Source organism: Arsukibacterium sp. UBA5043, from assembly GCA_002415085.1.
Lineage (GTDB): Bacteria > Pseudomonadota > Gammaproteobacteria > Enterobacterales > Alteromonadaceae > Alishewanella.
The window spans coordinates 343,886-364,677 of record DIBV01000006.1 but is presented as its reverse complement, the minus strand read 5'-3'; the positions used below and the strand labels follow the sequence as shown (position 1 = coordinate 364,677).

At 48.9% G+C, this 20,792-nt stretch carries 16 protein-coding genes; 2 read left to right on the top strand and 14 right to left on the bottom strand.

The features are described from left to right. Nucleotides 1-3 precede the first annotated feature (3 nt). From carA to B2Q61_RS08220, 3 genes are all read right to left on the bottom strand, one after another. Nucleotides 4-1,134, bottom strand: a complete 1,131-nt coding sequence (gene carA / locus B2Q61_RS08230; protein ID WP_290618834.1) for a glutamine-hydrolyzing carbamoyl-phosphate synthase small subunit — start codon at nucleotides 1,132-1,134, stop codon at nucleotides 4-6. A gap of 209 nt (nucleotides 1,135-1,343) precedes the next feature. Then, on the bottom strand, nucleotides 1,344-2,153 hold the full coding sequence (dapB, locus tag B2Q61_RS08225) for a 4-hydroxy-tetrahydrodipicolinate reductase (RefSeq protein ID WP_290618836.1): 810 nt from the start codon (nucleotides 2,151-2,153) through the stop codon (nucleotides 1,344-1,346). Nucleotides 2,154-2,453: 300 nt separating this feature from the next. Then, a complete protein-coding gene (locus B2Q61_RS08220) occupies nucleotides 2,454-3,608 on the bottom strand; it encodes an iron-containing alcohol dehydrogenase (protein WP_290618838.1) in 1,155 nt (384 codons plus the stop codon). A 162-nt stretch (nucleotides 3,609-3,770) separates the two neighbouring features. On the opposite strand from B2Q61_RS08220, the gene B2Q61_RS08215 reads away from it, so the two are divergent. Then, nucleotides 3,771-4,415: an SCO family protein gene (locus B2Q61_RS08215; protein ID WP_290618840.1), complete on the top strand. Its 645-nt coding sequence runs from the start codon at nucleotides 3,771-3,773 to the stop codon at nucleotides 4,413-4,415. A gap of 4 nt (nucleotides 4,416-4,419) precedes the next feature. Here B2Q61_RS08215 and B2Q61_RS08210 read toward each other — a convergent pair whose 3' ends face one another. Continuing rightward, on the bottom strand, nucleotides 4,420-6,147 hold the full coding sequence (locus tag B2Q61_RS08210) for a tetratricopeptide repeat protein (protein ID WP_290618841.1): 1,728 nt from the start codon (nucleotides 6,145-6,147) through the stop codon (nucleotides 4,420-4,422). Between the two features lie 80 nt (nucleotides 6,148-6,227). Then, a complete protein-coding gene (locus tag B2Q61_RS08205) occupies nucleotides 6,228-8,099 on the bottom strand; it encodes an MFS transporter (protein ID WP_290618843.1) in 1,872 nt (623 codons plus the stop codon). Nucleotides 8,100-8,265: 166 nt separating this feature from the next. Here B2Q61_RS08205 and B2Q61_RS08200 point away from each other — a divergent pair, with 166 nt between their 5' ends. Further along, nucleotides 8,266-9,603 (top strand): Na+/H+ antiporter NhaC family protein, encoded by a 1,338-nt coding sequence (locus tag B2Q61_RS08200; RefSeq protein ID WP_290618845.1) that lies wholly within the window; start codon nucleotides 8,266-8,268, stop codon nucleotides 9,601-9,603. 17 nt (nucleotides 9,604-9,620) lie between these two features. Here the strand turns inward: B2Q61_RS08200 and B2Q61_RS08195 are convergent, their stop codons facing one another. The 9 genes from B2Q61_RS08195 to B2Q61_RS08155 form a co-directional block, all read right to left on the bottom strand. After that, a complete protein-coding gene (locus tag B2Q61_RS08195; protein WP_290618847.1) occupies nucleotides 9,621-10,679 on the bottom strand; it encodes a nucleotidyltransferase family protein in 1,059 nt (352 codons plus the stop codon). After that, a complete protein-coding gene (locus B2Q61_RS08190) occupies nucleotides 10,673-11,539 on the bottom strand; it encodes an HprK-related kinase A (RefSeq protein ID WP_290621866.1) in 867 nt (288 codons plus the stop codon). The genes B2Q61_RS08195 and B2Q61_RS08190 overlap by 7 nt, the downstream gene beginning before the upstream one ends. Beyond that, nucleotides 11,536-11,730: a hypothetical protein gene (locus B2Q61_RS08185; RefSeq protein ID WP_290618851.1), complete on the bottom strand. Its 195-nt coding sequence runs from the start codon at nucleotides 11,728-11,730 to the stop codon at nucleotides 11,536-11,538. Before B2Q61_RS08185 ends, B2Q61_RS08190 begins: the two co-directional genes overlap by 4 nt. A 2-nt stretch (nucleotides 11,731-11,732) precedes the next feature. Next, nucleotides 11,733-12,320 carry a hypothetical protein gene (locus B2Q61_RS08180; protein WP_290618853.1) on the bottom strand — a complete coding sequence of 196 codons (588 nt, stop codon included), beginning with the start codon at nucleotides 12,318-12,320 and terminating at the stop codon, nucleotides 11,733-11,735. Between the two features lie 175 nt (nucleotides 12,321-12,495). After that, entirely contained in the window at nucleotides 12,496-13,296 is an 801-nt protein-coding gene (locus B2Q61_RS08175) for a M48 family metallopeptidase (RefSeq protein WP_290618855.1), read from the bottom strand. Between the two features lie 99 nt (nucleotides 13,297-13,395). After that, nucleotides 13,396-14,541, bottom strand: a complete 1,146-nt coding sequence (gene dnaJ / locus B2Q61_RS08170) for a molecular chaperone DnaJ (RefSeq protein WP_290618857.1) — start codon at nucleotides 14,539-14,541, stop codon at nucleotides 13,396-13,398. 57 nt (nucleotides 14,542-14,598) lie between these two features. Further along, nucleotides 14,599-16,512 carry a molecular chaperone DnaK gene (gene dnaK / locus B2Q61_RS08165; RefSeq protein WP_290618859.1) on the bottom strand — a complete coding sequence of 638 codons (1,914 nt, stop codon included), beginning with the start codon at nucleotides 16,510-16,512 and terminating at the stop codon, nucleotides 14,599-14,601. Nucleotides 16,513-16,647: 135 nt separating this feature from the next. Next, the gene (locus tag B2Q61_RS08160) at nucleotides 16,648-18,279 is read right to left on the bottom strand and encodes a diguanylate cyclase (RefSeq protein ID WP_290618861.1); all 1,632 of its coding nucleotides are present in this window, start codon (nucleotides 18,277-18,279) and stop codon (nucleotides 16,648-16,650) included. A gap of 66 nt (nucleotides 18,280-18,345) precedes the next feature. After that, nucleotides 18,346-20,742: a PAS domain-containing protein gene (locus B2Q61_RS08155; protein WP_290618863.1), complete on the bottom strand. Its 2,397-nt coding sequence runs from the start codon at nucleotides 20,740-20,742 to the stop codon at nucleotides 18,346-18,348. Between the last annotated feature and the right edge of the window lie 50 nt (nucleotides 20,743-20,792).

Below are 20,792 nucleotides of genomic sequence, written 5' to 3'. Positions count from 1 at the left end.
TGCTTAGGCTGTGTGCTGTTGCATCAGCGTAATAAAGTGGTCGAACAGCTCAGAGGCTTCATGCGGTCCGGGGCTGGCTTCAGGGTGACCCTGAAAACTAAATGCCGGCTTATCAGTGCGGTGAATACCCTGCAGTGAACCATCAAACAGCGATTTATGGGTGGCCCGTAAATTGGCCGGTAGTGTCGCTTCATCTACCGCAAAACCGTGGTTTTGGGCAGTAATCAGCACCTTTTTACTATCAACATTTTGCACCGGGTGGTTGGCACCATGGTGACCAAACTTCATTTTCGAGGTTTTGGCACCGCTGGCAAGCGCCAGTAATTGATGGCCTAAACAAATACCAAACATCGGAATATCGGTTTCTAAAAATTGTTTAATCGCAGCAATGGCATAGTCACACGGTGCCGGGTCGCCAGGACCATTTGACAGAAAAATACCATCGGGCTTCAGGGCCAACACATCACTGGCCGGGGTTTGTGCCGGCACTACGGTCAGTTTGCAGCCACGGTCAGCCAGCATGCGCAGAATATTGCGCTTAACGCCATAATCGTAAGCGACAACATGAAATTGCTCAGCTGCGCCCGCGCGATGGCCTTCACCTAAAGCCCAGCTGCCTTCAGTCCACTGATATTGCTGTTTTACGCTTACTTCCTTGGCTAAATCCATTCCGGCCAGGCCGGCAAAGCCTTTAGCAAGTTGCAGTGCTTTGGCCTGGTCAAGGTTGTCTCCGGCCAGAATACAGCCGTTTTGGGCACCTTTTTCGCGCAAAATGCGGGTTAACTTACGGGTATCGATATCGGCGATACCAAGGATATTATGTTGTGACAGGTATTGACTAAGAGAGAGTTGATTACGAAAGTTACTGGCTAACAGCGGAAGATCACGGATAATCAGGCCTTTGGCCCAAACCTGGCCGGATTCTTCGTCTTCACTATTGGTACCGGTGTTGCCAATATGTGGGTAAGTGAGTGTTACTATCTGCTCTGCGTATGAGGGATCAGTTAATATTTCCTGATACCCGGTCATCGAGGTGTTAAACACCACCTCACCTACAGAAACTCCTTCAGCGCCAATGGCTGTACCGTGAAATACGGTGCCGTCTTCCAGTACGAGCAGGGCGGACTTAGTCAAAATAACCTCCAAACAGCAAAAAACGGGCGAAAACTTACTGTGTTTTACAACCCGTTTTGACCCAAAATTCTAAACTTCGTATTCGACCGGGCAAGTGACCGGGCAAACCTGATTATTTTAGGCGATAAGCATGCTTTTGGCTATGGCTATTTTGCATTTTTACAAAAATACCTGCTTTAACTCATTTTTATGTTTAGTTGCTCAAAAGCTTATGTTAAGTCTGCCAATCCCAGCACTTGCTGCATAGAATAAAGTCCCGGCTGTTTATTTTGCAACCACAAAGCAGCACGCAGCGCGCCTTGGGCAAAGGTATTACGGCTGGATGCTTTGTGGCTTATTTCCAGTCTTTCGCCTAAATCTGCAAAAAGTGCGGTGTGATCGCCAATAATATCACCGCCCCGAACCGTGGCAAAACCAATGGTGTGCTGCTCCCGCTCACCCGTTATGCCCTCACGGCCATATACCGCCACGTCGTTTAAATTACGACCAAGTGTTTTGGCAATACTGGCGCCAATGGCCATGGCGGTGCCTGAAGGGGCGTCTTTTTTATAGCGGTGATGCGCTTCGATAATTTCTATATCGGCGGTCTGACCCATGACCCGGGCTGCCGTTTGCACCAGGTGCAGTAACAGGTTGACACCGACACTCATATTCGGCGCCCAGACAATCGGAATATGCTCACTGGCCTGTTGTAACTGCTGATACTGCTCATCAGTTAGGCCGGTTACGCCAATTACCATGGCTTTTTTCGCGGCGACTGCCAGCTTAAGATGGGTCAGCATGGCGTCAGGCATAGTGAAATCAACCCAGATATCGGCATTGTTGATACTGCTTGCGCCGGTTTCACTCAGCGCCAGCCCCAGCTTGCCACAGCCGGCCAGCTCACCGGCATCAACGCCAACTAATGTCGAACCGGCACGCACCGTCGCCGCCGTTAAATTCAACTGCTGCTCATTGGCAACAGTGGTAAGGGCACGCCCCATCCGGCCGTTCGCGCCGAAAATTCCGATTGCAGGCATATTCTGACTCAAAAATTAACAAGAATGGCCGCTATTAAAACAAAAGCGGCCGTTACTAGGAAGCAAAATAGCCATCTTAATGGCTATTTCTGAACTATTACAAATAATGTTGCGCAGTCCGGGCCCTAACACCTGCCGGGCTCGCCACAGCAACTACTGCAGGCGTCCAGCCTTTCGCCCTTCGGGCCAGCTAAGCTGTTCAAATTCGTTCCTGACGAATTTGTCGCTACCGCTTACGCGTTCGCTCAGACACTCTGTGTCGCCCCATCAGGTATTAGCCCCCTCCCCGATTAAACTTCGTTACACCGCTTTTTGCAAAATCTGCCGTGAAACGTCTAAATCAATATCGCCATGCTCGCCCAGTTTTACCATGCCATTGGCTTGCAGCTTGGCCAGCAGTTTATCCACCGCATCGGCAGCGATGCCATAATCCGCCAGGCGGGTTGGCACACCCATCTGCTCGAAAAACGCCCGGGTGTGGGTAATCGTGTCATCAATTAGCCGCTCTTCATCCTGATGACTCAGCTGCCAGACCCGCTGACCGAACTGCAGCAACTTGTCGCGCTTTTGCGCGCGCTGCTGTTGCATTAAGGCTGGTAACACGATGGCCAACGTCTGGGCATGGTCCAGGCCATACAGTGCGGTAATTTCATGGCCAATCATATGGGTCGCCCAGTCTTGTGGCACCCCCTGACCTATCAAGCCGTTGAGCGCCATCGTCGCGGCCCACATAATATTTGCCCGCACCTCGTAGTCATCCGGGTTACTTAGCGCTTTCGGCCCTTCTTCAATCAGGGTTTGCAATAAACCTTCAGCAAAACGGTCCTGCACCGGCGCATTAACCGGGTAGGTTAAATACTGCTCTATCACATGGACAAAGGCGTCAACCACACCGTTGGCAACCTGGCGCGGAGGCAGGCTGAAGGTGACAGAAGGGTCAAGAATAGCAAATTGTGGATACACTAACGGGCTGCTGAACGCTAGCTTTTGCTGGGTTTCATAACGGGTGACCACAGAATTACCATTACTCTCAGTGCCTGTCGCTGGCAGGGTTAACACGCAGCCAAGCGCTACCGCCTGCTCTACTGTGCCGCGATTGGCCAGAATATCCCAGGCATCACCCGGATATACCGCAGCAGCAGCGACAAATTTAGCACCATCAATCACACTGCCACCGCCTACCGGCAACAGAAAGTCAATTTTTTGTTCGCGGACTAAATCTGCTGCTTTCATCAGGGTTTCAAAGCTGGGGTTAGGTTCAATACCACTGAATTCCTGCCAGTCATAATCTGCCAGGGCGGTTGTAACCTGCTCATAAACGCCATTGTGCTTAATGGAGCCGCCGCCATACAACATCAACACCTTACTGCCAGCGGGAATTAATTTGGCTAACTGGCTGAGCTGATCTTTACCAAACACAATGCGGGTGGGGTTCTGATAGGAAAAATTAAGCATTTATACTCCGGGTAAGCTACTGCATCGTTGCAGACATTCCAGAGTTATGTGGGCAAACGCCGCTAGTTCAAGTTGCAGTTAGCTATTTTTACCTTTTACCGTAATACTCTTTAGTCTTACTATGAACGGACATAGCCGGCCATCCTGGATGAAATCACTGTTATGCCATCACTAAACCAAGCGATTGCCGTGCCGGTACTGGCACTGATGATGACGCTTATCGGCTGCACCGAACCTCAGCCAGCTTCGACACTGCCAACGGTATCCAGCCCCTCCTTGGCGCTGTCCCCATTGACGCTGCGCTATGGCACGGTGCTGCCAGCGCCACGGCCATTGGCGGCGTTTGTGCTGACTGATCAGCATGGTACTGCCTTTGCCAATGCCAATTTTGTGGGTCAATGGACCGTGATTTTCTCAGGTTTTACCTCCTGCCCTGATATCTGTCCGTTAACCCTGGCACTATTAAAGTCGGCCGAGGAACAGATGCGCGGACAACGACATCACCAGGTGGTATTTATAACGGTTGACCCAGAACGTGATACTGCAGCCAGCCTGAAACAATTTATAAACTGGTTTGAACCCCGCTGGACCGGCCTGACCGGGGCGAATAAAGAACTGAGTTCTTTATTGGCAAGTTTAGGCATGGCGCAGGTAAAACTGCCCGCCTTAGAGGGTGAAAATTATAGTATTGAACACTCAACCGCGCTGGTGTTGCTGGACCCGCAAGGTCGCATGGCCGGGTACTGGAAGGCGCCGTTGGATCCGGCTGAGCTGGCAGCGGATTTCTCAGCGCTGCCAGCGCCTTAGCCTGCTACAACCTGGACGCAGTCAGGGTAATATCGGCATGTATCCACGCCTGCTCAAACCGTTTTGCCACCGTATCCGCATCGTCAGTTTTACCTTGTTGCCGTAATGCCTGCTCCAGGCCGAACAGTGACCAGCCGTTCTCCGGGTTGCGGCGTAACTCTTCCTGGTATACGGTTTCAGCCTCGGCCGCCTGCCCTGAATTCAGCAGCATAAAACCAAGAGTCTGCCTGACCGGGGCATGCCATGCCGGTGGCTCGTCATACAAAAGCTTATCTTCAATTGTCAGCGCCTGACGCAGCGCCGTAAAGGCTGCATCAGGCTCTTTAGCCTGCCATGCCAGTTCTGCTGCGAGTATCCGCTCAGCCAGCTTTACCGAGTGGATCAGCGAATAGCGGTTCCAGACTGTCATCGCGTCGATGACTGGCGATGTGGTAAGCCCGGTTAAGGCTTCATGATGAGCAGTAGCCTGGCTGATATTACCGGTACGCAGCGCTGCCATTCCCCGGGCGTATTCCCATATCGCAACCATATAGGGTAAATCGTCAGCCGGTCTTGTCATAGCAGTGATATCCTGCCACTGACCAAACCGGACCATCGCAAACAACGGGGTAGACGCGAAATTCTGCATTGCCTCCATCCCCGGCATCCGCATCAGATTAGCGTCACTGGTTCGCTGATATGTTGAGTCGGCAGCAGCCAGAGCCACTTTTTTATTACCCGTCATCGTCGCCGCAAACCACAAAAAATGGTGATTGTGTGGCACATAACCAAGCGGATAAACACCCGGGCCAGGCCTGCATGCTGCAAGGTAAGCATCATCAGCTTCAATTGCCCGTTGGTTGGCAATCACTGCATCCTGCCAGCGCCCGACGCGGGCATAAATATGGGCTGGCATATGCACCAAATGGCCAGAGCCCGGGATCAGGGTGCGCAACCGATCAGCTGCGACCACACCGCGCTCTGGCTCAGCTGACGCTTCCACCGCATGAATATACAAATGCAGAGCACCGGCGTGATTGGCATCGCGCGCCATAACGCCTTCTAATACCTGGACAATGTTAAGGGTGTCACCAACAGGCTTACCGCTGTCGTCCCAGTAATTCCAGGGCTGCAGGTTCATCATTGCTTCGGCATACAAGGTAGCCGCTTCCAGATTATCCGGCAGGGACTTTGCCAGACTGGCCATCGCGCTGGCATAGGCTTTATCCAAAGCAGCGCGATCTGCGTTGGCCGGCACAGCATAACGTGCCGCTAACGCGCTAATAAATGCCTGCTCCCAGGGTTTGGCAGCGTCGGCCAGTGCTTGCGCCTTTTGCAACCGCTGCCATGCCGGCGCGTTGTTCGCCGGATCCATCGCGGCATTAACATGAGGCCCCAGTACCAAAGCCGCCCCCCACCAGCACATTGCACACGCAGGATCTGACTCAATCGCTTTCAGAAACGAGCGCTCTGCCGCCTGATGATTAAAACCATAGGTCAGAATCATCGCCTGATTAAACCAGCGCTGCGCTTCCGGGTTAGTCGTGCTGACTGGCAGGCTGAAGCTACCGAGGCCTTCGAGAAACGTGGCGCCGACAGGGGCAATTTCAGGTAAATAGTTTTTAGCGGCTATTGCTGCTGATGTTGATGCTGGTGTAGCCACTGCAGAATGATTCAGTTGCCTGCTGTACACGGTATAACTTATGCCGGCAACAGTACTGATTACAATCAATAACATAACTAGCTTTTTCATAGTGTATCTCCTTAAACTATTAAAAAAGTTTTTCGATACACGTCATATCAGGTGTGATTATTGATTGCCTATGAAATATCTCAGACTGCATCACCACGCAATAACCGCACTTTTTGCTCCAGTACTGCCGCACTTACGGTAATGGCTGGTATTGCGTTGCTGGCGTGCAGAGTAATTCTAGACCACAATCGGCCTTTTGGCTTAAAAGCGCCTTTGCCATGATGACTGAAAAACGATCCCCATAAGCCCTGCAGCGCCATGGGCACCACCGGTACCGGACTTTCAGCGATAATACGTTCGATACCGGGCCGGAAATTATCAATATCGCCGGTTTTGGTCAGCCGCCCTTCCGGAAAAATACACACCAGATTGCCTGCAGCCAGTTCACGCTTTATCGCAGTAAAGGCCGCTTCATACACCTGCTCATCTTTTTGTTTGCTGCAGATAGGAATAGTGCGGGCGGCCCGGAATAACCAGTTAGCAACCGGCAAATCATAAATCGCTTTTTCCATAACAAAGCGCACGGGCCGGCGCACCGCACCGGCAATCAGCAGCGCATCCACATAGCTGACATGGTTAGCCACCAATACCGCTGCACCTTCATCGGGAATATTATCCAGCCCCTGACTTTTAACCCGGTACAGGGTGTGGCTTAGCAGATAAATCACAAACCGCAGGGCAAATTCCGGTACCTGACTGTAAACATATAAAGCAACCACCGCATTCATAACGGCCAGAATTAAAAAATACTCCGGTATGGTTAATCCCAGCACTGCTAAAAACACGACAGCAGCCACGGCGCTCGCCACCATAAAAAGCGCATTAAAAATATTATTGGCCGCAATCATTCTGGCCCGCTGGCCAGGCTCAGCCCTTTTTTGCAATAACGCATACAAGGGCACAATAAACAAACCGCCGGAAACGCCAATTAGCGTAAGGTTAAACAGCACCCACCAGCCGTATCCTGATTGCAAAAATGCGCTTAGATTAAGTAGCTCGCCTGAGATAAATTGCGGTGTGCTGAAATATAAACTGCAACCAAATACTGTTAAGCCAAGAGAACCCAGCGGCACTATGCCAAGCTCCACCCGGTTACCCGATAAACGCTCGCACAACATGGAACCCAGCCCCACCCCAACCGAAAAAGCAACCAGTAATGCCGTGACCACCGTATTGTCACCGGCCAGCACCGTTTTGGTAAAATTTGGGAACTGGGTTAAATAGCTGGCCCCCAGAAACCAGAACCAGCTGATCGCCATTATGGCCAGATATAAGGTGCGGTTAGCATAACTGATTTTAATGGTCTGCAAGGTTTGCTTAAGGGGCGCGAAACGAAAACGCTCAGCATTATCTATTTTACCGACAGCTGGAATGGCCCGGCTGCTGAGATAGCCAAGCACTGCAAACACGATCACCATAGCGCCAATCCATAATGAAGCATGCGCCACCCCGACAACCAGTCCACCGACGATGGTGCCCAGTAATATCGCAATAAAAGTGCCCATTTCCACCCAGGCATTGCCTGCTAGTAATTCCTTGTCATCCAGTAACTGCGGCAATATGGCGTATTTTACCGGACCAAAAAACGCTGACTGGCTGCCCATCAGAAACAATAAGCCCAGCAGTACCAGATATTGCTGGAAAAAGAAGGCAACGGCAGCAGCTGCCATCAGGATAATTTCGGTGAGCTTCAGTACCCGGATAAGCCTGCTTTTACACATGCTGTCGGCCAGGGTGCCGGCCGTGGCCGAGAACAGCAGAAACGGCAAAATAAATAAGCCTGCAGCCAGGTTCATCGTCACGTCGGTACTCCAGGGCAAGGCCTGAGCGGCAGTAAATGTCAGTAATAACATCAGGGAGTTTTTAAATACGTTGTCGTTAAAGGCCCCCAGCGCCTGAGTTAAAAAAAACGGTAAAAAGCGACGACTGTTAATAATGTTACGCTCTGACATTGCAATACCCTATGTGACGGCGTCCAGGCTTTCGCTGCACTGAAAAACGGTAGGTTTTTTCATCAAAATACCCTAAGTTAGTCACCTGATACCAGCAGTTCCTGCAAATATTGACAAGACGTCTGGCCATCTATATAGTTCGCAGCCGTTTTTGATGAGGTAAATCATGGTTAACCCACTAAGCCCGCCTGGCGCTAAACGCTCTCTTATCCCGTTAGGGCTGTTTGTATTGCTGTTTTTAGGCAGTGGTTTGTATTTTCAGGCACAACAAATTGACTATGCGTTTTATCAGCTGCCTGGTCATGTGGCAATTATTCCGGCAATTATGTTGGCTATCTGGCTGCACCGGGCGCCACTGCAACAGTCAATAGACGTGCTGATTAAAGGTGCCGGTAACCATAATATTATTACCATGTGTCTGATTTATCTGCTGGCCGGTGCCTTTGCCAGCGTTGCCACTGCCACCGGCGGCGTAGATGCTGCGGTAAATGCCGGCCTGAGTATTGTTCCGGCGGCCTGGCTGTTACCGGGTTTATTTATTATTGCTGCGCTGATTTCGACAGCCATGGGCACGTCAATGGGTACCATCGGCTCTCTGGCGCCTATCGCTGCAGGTTTGGCTACCCAGGCTAACCTGGACCCGGCACTGGTAGCAGGGGTGCTGCTAAGCGGGGCGATGTTTGGCGATAATTTGTCAATTATTTCCGACACCACCATCGCTTCGACCCGTACCCAGGGCGCCAGAATGGCAGATAAATTTAAAGAAAATATAAAAATTGCCTTGCCCGCTGCCATTCTGACCCTGCTGCTGTACTCATTTCTGACCAGCGCTACGGCTCCGGTTGCAGCAGCTGATTTCAGCTGGACCGGGGTGCTGCCCTACGCCGCCATCCTAGTATTAGCCGTGCTGGGATTAAATGTATTTGTTGTACTGGTGCTTGGCATTATTCTGGCAGCATTGCAGGGCAGTATATTTGCTGACTATCAGCTTGCGGGTTTAGGTAAAGATATCGCGACCGGCTTTGTCAGCGTGCAGGAGATTTTCTTGCTGGCAATGCTGGTCAGCGGCTTAAGTGAGTTTATTAAACAACAGGGGGGCTTAAGTTGGATTTCCGCCCAAATTCAGCGCCTGACCGGCAGGCTGAAACTGGCGGGCAATAAAGCGCAGCAGCTGGCAATAGCGGCGCTGGCCTTTAGCAGCAACCTGTGTATCGCCAATAATACTGTTGCTATCGTGCTGACCGGCGATGTTGCTAAAAATCTGGCGCAGCAACACCAGATCACACCACGGCGAAGCGCCAGCTTACTGGATATCTTTGCCTGTATCAGTCAGGGCTTAGTGCCCTATGGTGCGCAGGCGCTGCTGCTTGGTGCCAGCTTTGGTATCTCGCCCTGGCAGGTGGTAACGCACAGCTTTTACTGCCTGATTTTACTGGTAGTTGCCAGCTTCGTTATTTTACTGCGCCAGGCTGATGTAAACGCAGCTAACACTGAAACCGCATAAGCCGAGCGCAGATGCGATCAACTGGTTCGCTGCCGGTACTGTCGGAGCATCAGGCTGCTTTTAACCCAGATATGGCGTAGTAATACCCGCCAGTGCATTTTGTGCCGGTAGCCCCGCAGGTACCAAATTGCACCGGCTAATGTTGCTATTGTCCCTGCTTGCAGTTGCCTGAGCAGTAAAGCCCGGGCAAAATTCCGGCGCTCAGGGCTATTAGCCAGTTGGCTGGCAATCTCTGCTGGCAACTGGCGGTTGAACAGTTTTTCAACCAGCAGCAGCGTATTCACAACAGGTTCCAGCGCACCAAACTGCTTGCTGTCGTTCAATAGCTGCTGCAACAGCTGTCTTTCAGCTAGCTGGTTGTACAGCAGATCCAAATCAATTAAATCTTTAATTAACTTATGCCGTTCTTCTTGCCAGAAGAAGTGGATAGCAGCATGAATATATAAATAACTCAGGCTGGGCACCTGAAAACAGGAACCCTCGAGTAGGCTGGCACTGGCAAAAACCTGCTCAGTGACGAGATTTTTGTGGCCTGCCAATGGAAACAAGGCAAAATGTAAATCCAGCGTCGTACCACGTTTTACATGGTAAAGCGGCGGGTTTTCATGCGACAGCTCCAGGTAAAAATGTTTGTCGTATGCTGACATGGCCGGTTCGAAAAAACCGGCAAAAAATAACTTAGCTTTGCAATCCGATAGCTGCGACCGGTTTACCAGCAAATCAATATCAGAATAGAGTCGTCCTTCACTTACTGCCAGGCCCAGCGCCTGATAGGCTGCGCCTTTAAGCAACACGCAAGGATAATTAGTCTGCGCCAGTGCGGGCTCAAGCTGCATTAATTCGTAAAATAAACTGGCTCGCTGTTTCTGATAATAACGCCAACCCCAGGCACAGTGCTTTTGTACTGTCTCCGGTAACTCGTTCAGCATATTATGACGTTCAAACAGCGCTTTCAGCTGTGCCGTCAACCCCAGACTCCGTGCCTGTTGCAACAAGTCACTCCAACAGGCAGCATTGGCTGTGGCCAGAAATTGCTTCGGGTTTCGAAAGCACTGAATCAACAATGGCACTAACATAGCACCTGCTCCAGTAATTCCAGCATTTGCCTGGTATCATGGTACTCCAGCCGGAAGCTCTCGGTGTTTTCTACCAGCTGACTTAATAAATTAAAACCTTCAGCCGCAAAAACGGCGTAATTAAAGCTGTTTTGCGCCAGATAAAGCAGGGTATCGGCTTTGGGCATAGTAAACAGCGCAACCGGCTCTGTTGCGTCAGCCTGATAGGCGGGAAATAGGATCCAGGCTGGCTTTGCCTGGGTGTCCAGTTGCTGCCAGCTGAAATCAGTGGGTCGTAAATAGGCGACAGTGCCTTTTTCAGTATCTGGAGTACGATGGAATACTTCCACCCCGGCTTGATGCTGCTGAACAACGTCAATTGAAGCATTTTTTAAACTTACCGGACGCACGTAAGGTTGCAACTGGCCGTTAGTTGGGTCAATCAGGCACATTTCGTCCGATAATAAGCGCCAGCCCTTTAGCATCAGCAGCGCACATAAGGTACTTTTACCACTACCTGGCGGCGCCGGCATAATTAACGCATTGCCATTTTTTTCCAATACTGCAGCATGAATGGCCAGATATTGCTGCTGATAAGCAGAGACACACCAGTTCAGCCCCCACTCAAAGGTAGGAATCAGCTGATTGGCATCGGCCATCCGGAAATGATCACTGCCAGCTCGAAAATGATAAGGCCGGCTTTTGCCGCTGAAATGTTTTTTATAATCGATTTGAAAGTCATAGATATGCTCAGCAAGAGGCGCAGAACGCAACACATCAGCTGGATAAAGCCTTAATAAATCGTTAAATAACGTCGGGCTGTCAGTTTCGATACGAACGGTGAACGGCGGGGTATGTAGTGAAAAAAACGGCAAGCTCACTCCTGCACAGCAGACTGTTCCGATATCACTTTGGCAGTAGCATAACTGATATTGTCAAAACTGACAGCAGTATTATCTGCAGAAAAACTAACGCTGACCAGATGCTGCTGTTCCGTTAATATCTGCCTGGCTTGATTTAGCCAGACAGCATAGCTACTCAATGACGTTAAAGGTGAGCCGTCATTGCTCATTGCTAATCAGGTACTCCATCTATATAGAGCACTAAAATTTCTTCCAGTTCTTTAGTTCTGCCATAAAGAATAGCATTATTATATGAACTAACAACGACTTCCGGATCAGGAAACATTTCCTGGTGTCTGTAAAACATAGAGTGAAGGAAAAGGCTAGTGATGTTTCTTCGTAGTGATGGACCACCACCTTGTAAGGCCATTTTAAGTTTAGTCGTATCGCCGCCACCAAAAATATCACTAAAAGTGGTATTCTCATTAATGCTCACGGATCCAAAATTAAAAGTTTCAGCGCCCTTTGAATGGTAGTTACTGTGTGTTGATAAAAAATAACCAAATTGTTCATTGCCAGAATTGGTTTTAAAATACTGCTTTCCTGAACCGTGAGATTTAAATCCCCCTACACAGGATTCAAACTGATCCGCCTGTGTCGACTGCATTTGCGACATCGACGCACTTAAATTACAATTCTGGGTAGTGTAACCCCAGGCACCCTTGCTTTTCAGGGCCATTAGCACTGGCAACGAACCCATACCTGCCCGCACTATAAATTTACGGCGGCTGTTCGTTGTTTTAATATCCTTATTATCCATAGACTCTGTCACCCTTGTCCTGATAGTGCAGTGCAAATTGAACTATTGCCTGCATCATGCAAATTCCAATCCAACACTGTAATTCGTTGAAAATAGCAGATTTATCAAAAATCGTGCTTCAGAAAACAGTTATATTGTAAATTTATCTGACGGCTACAGCCCGCTGCCGCCTCCATTATTTACGGCAAGCTGGTAAACGCCCCGCCTGTTTCCGTTCCGTAAAAGTAGCCATCGCAGCCGGCATTCTTGTGCGCAATTCCGCTATCCTGTTTTCCGGTATCGGATGGCTGGATAGAAACTGCGGGGTGTTATTGCTGCTGGCTGCTGCCATATTCTGCCACAAATTTACCGCCTGGCGTGGTTCAAAGCCAGCTTTAGCCATTAAATCCAGTCCGATTACATCTGCTTCAGTTTCATGCGTTCGGCTAAATGGCAGAGTTACCCCTAATTGTGCGCCCAAACCAAGAGCAGCCATAATTTCCTGTTGATACTGCACACCATAAGCCTTGGTGCCTGCATCGCCCAGCGCTAACGCGGACTGTAAAAACTGGTTGGTGGATAAGCGCTCATTACTGTGACTGGCAATAACGTGGGCTATTTCATGACCAATAACGGCAGCCAGTTGCTCTTGATTCTCGGCTACGTTTAACAGACCGGTATACACCCCTATTTTACCGCCAGGCAAAGCAAAGGCATTTACTTGTTCACTGTCAAATACCACAACTTCCCATGGGTTAATCAAATATTCTTCCGGCGTTACCCGCAATAAAGCACTGGCGATGCACTGCACATAATCATTGGTTCTGACGTCTTTACTGATCGGTGTTTCAGCCTTCATTGTTTCAAAAGTTTGCTCACCCATCGTACTCAACTGTTTGCTATCAAACAGCATAATCTGATTACGCCCCGTTGGTGATTGTGCGCATGACATAACAACCATAGCAGCTACTGCAGCCAGTGAAAACTTCTTCAACATATCAAAATCCTTATTAAGGCAGGGCCACCGAATGTACCCATGTTGTTAATTGTATCGGCAGTTGAAAAAAAAACCACCCGAAGGTGGTTTTATGTTTATTTAACCAGTTAAATCATCGAAGAATTTTTTTACACCATCAAAAAAACCCTTTGATTTAGGCCGATGTTTTGCTTCACCTTCACCGCCCATGGTGTCTTCAAGCTGTCGCAACAACTCTTTCTGCTTGTCGCTCAGGTTAACTGGCGTTTCAATCACCACTTTGCAAACCAAATCGCCCACCCCGCCACCGCGGACCGATTGCACACCTTTGCCCCGCAAGCGGAACATTTTGTCGGTCTGGGTTTCCGCTGGTATTTTCAGCTTGATCCGTCCATCCAGCGTAGGCACCGCAATTTCACCACCAAGGGCTGCAGTAGCAAAGCTCAGTGGTACATCACAGTACAAGTTATTACCATCGCGTTGAAAAATAGGGTGCGCTTTAACATTAACCTGCACATACAAATCGCCTGCTGGCGCACCATGCATGCCTGCTTCGCCTTCGCCGGTTAGACGAATACGATCGCCGGTATCAACACCTGCCGGAATTTTAACCGATAGCGTTTTGGTTTTCTCAACCCGGCCTTCGCCATGACATTTGCTACAAGGCTCCGGAATAATTTTACCGCGACCATTACAGGTAGGACATGTTTGCTGTACTGCAAAAAAGCCCTGACGCATGGTTACCTGACCCGCGCCATGGCAGGTTGGACAACTTTTGGCAGACGTACCTTTTTTTGCACCTGAACCATCACAGCTGTCACAGTTAACGTAAGTTGGTACTTTAATATCAACCGACTTACCTTTAACCGCTTCTTCCAGATTGAGTTCCAGATTGTAACGCAGATCTGAACCACGCTGCGCCCGCGACTGGCCGCGACGAGCACCGCCGCCACCAAAAATATCGCCGAACACATCGCCAAAAATATCACCAAAGTCGCCAGCGCCCGCGCCGCCACCAAAACCACCGCCGCCGCGGTTAGGATCTACCCCGGCATGGCCAAAACGATCATAGGCAGCGCGTTTTTGCTCGTCTGATAAAACCTCATAGGCTTCCTGAACTTCTTTAAACTTCTCCTCCATGCCTTTATCACCCTGAGTACGGTCAGGGTGAAATTTCATAGCGAGGCGTTTATAAGCCTTTTTGATGTCTTTATCATCGGCGCCTTTAGCGACACCCAATACTTCATAGTAGTCACGCTTTGACATAAATTCAGTACTTACTTCTTAGTCATAGGGCTGCATTAGATGCAGCCCGGGCCCGTATTATTTGTTGTCGTCTTTTACTTCTTCAAACTCAGCGTCAACAACATCGTCAGCACCAGCAGATTGTTGCTGGCCGGCATCGGCACCGCCCTGTTGGGCTTTCGCCTGAGCCGCTTCCATCAACTTCTGTGAAGCCTGAATCAGCGCCTGCGATTTAGCATCAATTTCTGCCTTATCGCTGCCTTTCAGTGCAGTTTCCAGCTCGTTGATTGCCGTTTCAATAGCGGCTTTGTCTTCACTGGCTAAACTATCACCTGCTTCTTCCAGTTGCTTACGGGTAGCATGTACCATCGCATCAGCCTGATTACGGGTTTGCACCAGTTCTTCAAACTTTTTGTCTTCCTCAGCGTGTGCTTCTGCATCACGTACCATGGCAGCAATTTCATCTTCTGATAAACCTGAAGACGACTTGATGGTAATCTTCTGCTCTTTACCGGTGTCTTTATCTTTCGCCGACACATGTAAAATACCATCAGCATCCAAATCGAAGGTCACTTCAATTTGTGGCTCACCACGACGCCCCGGACGAATACCTTCCAGGTTGAACTGGCCTAGTGATTTATTGTCTGTGGCGCGCTTACGCTCGCCCTGCAACACATGAATGGTAACTGCCGCCTGATTATCATCGGCGGTTGAGAACACTTGCGACTTTTTAGTCGGGATAGTGGTGTTTTTCTCAATCAGCGCGGTCATCACGCTACCCATCGTTTCAATACCCAGCGACAGCGGAGTAACATCCAGCAGCAATACGTCTTTAACGTCACCAGAGAGTACCGCACCCTGGATGGCTGCACCTACCGCTACCGCCTCATCCGGGTTGACATCTTTACGTGGCTCTTTACCGAAGAAAGCCGTTACCGCTTCCTGCACTTTAGGCATCCGGGTCTGGCCACCAACCAGGATAATTTCATTAATTTCGCTTACGCTTAAATCGGCATCAGCTAAGGCTTTTTTCAGCGGCTCTAAAGTACGCTGCACCAAATCTTCTACTAAAGATTCCAGCTTGGCGCGGGTCACTTTAATATTTAAATGTTTCGGGCCTGACGCATCCGCAGTGATGTAAGGCAAATTAACTTCAGTTTGCGAGGCGGATGACAACTCAATCTTAGCTTTTTCAGCAGCTTCTTTTACCCGCTGCATCGCTAACGAATCGTTACGCAGGTCCATGCCCTGCTCTTTTTTGAATTCATCAACCAGATAGTTAATTACCCGGTTATCGAAGTCTTCTCCACCTAAGTGGGTATCACCATTGGTGGACAACACTTCAAAGGTTTGCTCGCCGTCTACATCGTCAATTTCAATGATAGAAATATCGAAGGTACCGCCACCTAAGTCATACACTGCAATCTTGGTGTCGCCTTTCTTCTTATCCATACCATAAGCCAGCGCCGCAGCAGTTGGCTCGTTGATAATCCGTTTTACGTCTAAACCAGCAATGCGGCCAGCATCTTTGGTTGCCTGGCGCTGTGCATCATTAAAATAGGCCGGCACCGTAATAACGGCGGCGGTAACCGGTTCGCCTAAGAAATCTTCAGCCGTTTTCTTCATTTTTTTCAGCACTTCAGCTGAAATTTGCGGCGCGGCCAGTTTTTTGTCTTTAACTTCAACCCAGGCATCGCCGTTATCCGCTTTAATAATTTTAAACGGCATAATTTTAATGTCGCGTTGCACTTCTTCGTCTTCAAAGCGACGACCAATTAAACGCTTTATCGCATACAGGGTATTTTTAGGATTAGTAACAGCCTGACGTTTTGCTGGCTGACCTACTAATACTTCACCATCTTCAGCATAAGCAATAATTGAAGGCGTAGTACGTGTGCCTTCTGCGTTCTCTAAAACCCGAGGTTTGTCGCCATCTAACACAGCAACACATGAATTGGTTGTACCCAAGTCAATACCGATTATTCTACCCATAACTGCTCTCCACTTATATTCTGAACAATTAAAAATTGCGTTGACTGATTAGTGGGGATTAGCCCTGATCGATTCAAGGTTATTAGTTAAAAAAATTTAGAAAGAGTGGCTGTTATGTGCAAACCGGCAAAATAACTAACATACCTGATTGCGTCCGGCACGTTTTGCCCGGTATAAGGCCTCATCGGCAGCGTTAATTAATTCTGCTGCGCTTGCAATATTATTGGCTGGTGCCGACGCAACTCCAGCCGAAAAGGTACAGGAAAATGGCCGATCATTAATGTTGAACTGCAAGGTGGCAAAAGCCGTCAATAACTGATTGGCCAGCATTCTGGCTTGCTCTGCAGGACACTCTGGCAATACCAGCATAAACTCCTCCCCCCCGTAGCGACCAGCCCGGTCGGTTTTACGGATCCTTTTGCGCAGCAGTGTCGCCAATGATGTAATAACTAAATCACCCACCGCGTGGCCATAGCTGTCATTGACCTTTTTAAAATGGTCGATATCCAGCATCACCACACTCATTGGTTTTTTGCTCCGTTCACTGCGTTCGTATTCCAGTTCAGCAGCCTCTTTGATAGCGCTGTGCTTAATCAGTGCCGTTAAACTGTCTTTTTCAATCAGGTTTTTAATTTGTAAACTACGTGCCAGCCGCACTTTTATTGCCTGAGCTAGTTGCAGGTCATCTATAGGTTTGGTAATAAAATCATCAGCGCCATGAGCCATGGCTTTTATTTGCAATGTTTTGTTGGTTTCAGAAGAAAGATAAACGATCGGCAGTCTTTTTAACGATTTATATTGGCGGATTAACCCTGCCACCTCGGCACCGGAGAATTCCGGCATATACATATCCATCAAGATCAAATCAGGCTGAAACCGGGTTAACTCATCGATAATATTACGGATCCGACCCACTACCTGGGTTTCGATTCCCATACTACTCAACACCAGTGCATAATGCTCTGCCAGCAACTTATCATCTTCGACAATAAAAACTCTGCCGGTTTTACCAATGCTTTCTTCAAGCATTTCGCCAATGGATGTAACCATGTCTGGAATATTCAATGGCGAAATAAAAAAAGCAGCCGCCCTGTATTCTGCTGCTTTAATTCTCAGTTCAAAGCTATCGGTGGTTGAATATACCAGCAATCGCGCGTGTCTTTTAACCAGAGACTCCAGCAATAGCTTTTGCTGAAACAGTGAGCCGCCCCGCTTCAGTTCAGTGTCGGCGAACAGCACTGCGGGTGCTGTTTGCTGCAACTGTCTTAAACAGCTGTCAAAATCTGAAAACAAGGTCACGTTATGACCAAAAGCCTCTAGCTGCCCGGTAAGCTCAGCAATAAGCTGCTGGTTATCAAGCAATAACCATACACTGGTATTTTCAGCCAGCGGCATGATGCTGGCAACTGTATCATGCTGACCAGACTGCAATGCCATACTCACGGCAACATCAAATTCCAGCAATAAGTGCTTTAATTGTGATAATGAATACAGCTGCTCTGCGGATGTTTTACCCTGCACCGCCACCGCCAACTGTTCAATCTGGCGGGCAAGACTACCCAGAGTAGCAAAGCCAAAGGTACCACAAGCTCCCGCCAGTTTATGCGCTTCATTGATCACTGACGGTAATAAAGCGGCAGCTTCAGTGTCGGCGGCGGCCAGTATAACCTGCAAATTTGCGGCGCGTTCCGGTAATGTTTGCTCGAACCTCAGACGCAAGGCGGAAAATGCGGATGACAAATCAACTTTACTTTTGCTACTACTCATTCAAATACTGCCCGGGCTAATAGTGTTGTCGCCACATGCCATTGCTCACCATTTTGCATAAACGGCTTAATGGTCACTGTTGTCACTGATACTAACGGACACCAGCGGCAATTCAAAATAAAAAGTAGTTCCAACATCCTGCTGCGTCTGAAAACCGATTTGACCATTCATTTGCATAAGTAAACTTTTACTGATGGCCAGGCCTAAGCCAGTGCCCCCTTTATGGCCACGGTTGGAGCCATCAGCTTGCGCAAACCGTTCAAATAATCGGGATTGAAATTCTAACGGGATCCCAGGGCCCTGATCCTGTACTGATACTCTGATGTTATCCGCTACAACGGCTGCTGATAACGTTACCGTTTTACCGGCTCCGGAAAACTTAATCGCATTTGACAGCAGATTTGCCAGTATCTGCTGTAATCGCTGGCTATCGGCAACTATTTGCAATTGCGTTGAGCAGGGTTTTAATGCCAACCTTACCTGATAGTCCAACGCGTAGGGTTGCAAATTACTTAGCGCCAACTCAAGCTGAGGCTGTAGCAATAAGGCCTCTGTATTCAGCTCAATCTTACCTGCTGTCAGTTTTTCAATATCCAGCAAATCATTAATCAAATGCTGTAAGCGATTATTATTACTCTGCGCAATATGCAGCAACTTACTCACTTTGGGATCAAATTCAGCAAGCTGGCCAGACAGCAGCAGACCGAGCGCACCATTCATTGCGGTTAATGGAGTACGTAGCTCATGACTTACCGTTGATACAAACTGATCTTTCATCTGCTGCAGCTGCATTCTCTCGGTAACATCCTGAACTGACCCTACCATAATCAGCTGGGGATTTTCCTCTGGCGGTAACATTCTGGCAAGTTCATGTACCCAACGGATCGTGCCGTCTTGCCTGATAATCCGGTGCACAACATCGTGCAGCCCGGTTTCAAGTGCGCGCTGTTCACTTTCTGCAACCAACTGAGCATCTTGCGGGTGTAAGGTGCTTTTAAACAATTCAACACTTGGCGTTATTGTTTCACTAAAACCAAATATCTGGTAAATCACCGGCGACCACCAGAGTTCTCCGGTTTTCAACGAAGCCTGCCAAAAACCAATTAGCGCATTTTCACTAGCGGTATCGAGTCGTTGTTGGGTTATTTTTAACGCTTTATTTACGCGCTCAAGCTCCAGATAGTGCAGCTTGATGTCGGTAATATCCTCAATATATCCATGCCAAAGGGTACTGCCATCAGCCATTCGCTCTGGAGTGCCGCGACCAGACAGCCATATTGGTTGTTCATTATCCTGATAAATCCGGTACTGATACTGCCAAAGCGATAAATTCTTTGCTGACTTTTCTATACTCAGAGCCAGGCCTTCCAGGTCATCCTGATGAATTTTATCAAACAGGAAAGTAGAATCCTGTTTAACCTGCTCTGCTGTTACCCCATAAATCTTCTTTATGTTATCACTGGTGTAGGGAAAGGCGGCTTTGCCATCAGGCCACTGCTGATACTGGTAAACCATACCCGGAATATTGGCTAATAAATTTTTAAACTGGTCACGGCTGGCTTTTACCTCCAGCTCGACTTGCTTTTGTTCAGTAATATCGGCATGGGTGCCGTACATCATTAACGGCTTGCCATCTTCGGTCCGGCTGACGACCCGGCCACGGTCATGCACCCATACCCAATGTCCGTCTTTGTGGCGCATCCGGCATTTACAATCATAGAAAGCTAACTCACCATTAAAATGCTGCTCCAGTAATCGACCCGATTCAGCCAAATCTTCCGGGTGGGCCAAACCCATCCAGGTGTCGATGGATACCGGTGCTAATGACTCGAGAGTATGCCCGACAATTTCCGCCCAGCGCTCGTTAAATACCGTTTCTCCGGTCTGAACATTCCACTGCCAGGTACCAATTCGGGTGCCATCTAGTACAGATCTGTGCATCAGTTCACTGGCAGCAAGTTTTTGATGTGCTTGCTCTTGTAACCGGTCCGCAATTTCCTGCTCAATAACATTAGCAAAATTGCACAGGATTAGCCGCTCTGTGTCTGTTAACTGCCTGGGCTTTGACTCAATAATACAAAGTGTACCAATGCGTTGATCATTAAATTGCAGCGGAGCCCCGGCGTAAAAGCGAATAAAAGGGGCACTGGTAACTAAAGGGTTATCAGCAAAGCGAGGGTCCTTACTGGCATCAGCCACTTCAAAAATATCTGCATCCAAAATAGCATGCCCGCAAAAAGAGATATCGCGCCCCGTTTCACAAGCATCCAGCCCCTGGCGGGACTTAAACCACTGCCGATTGCTGTCAATTAATGAAATAAGAACAATTTCGGTATTCAGGCATTGCTGCACCAGCTGGGTTAGCCGATCAAACCTGGTCTCGGCAACAGTATCAAGAAGTGCAGTATCAAACAGAGCCTGCAGGCGTTCTTTTTCGTTTGCGGGTACTGGCGGCTGTTGCATATTATCTCCAGGTGTCACAATTTAGGCGTAAGCGTCGCAGCGTTTACCGG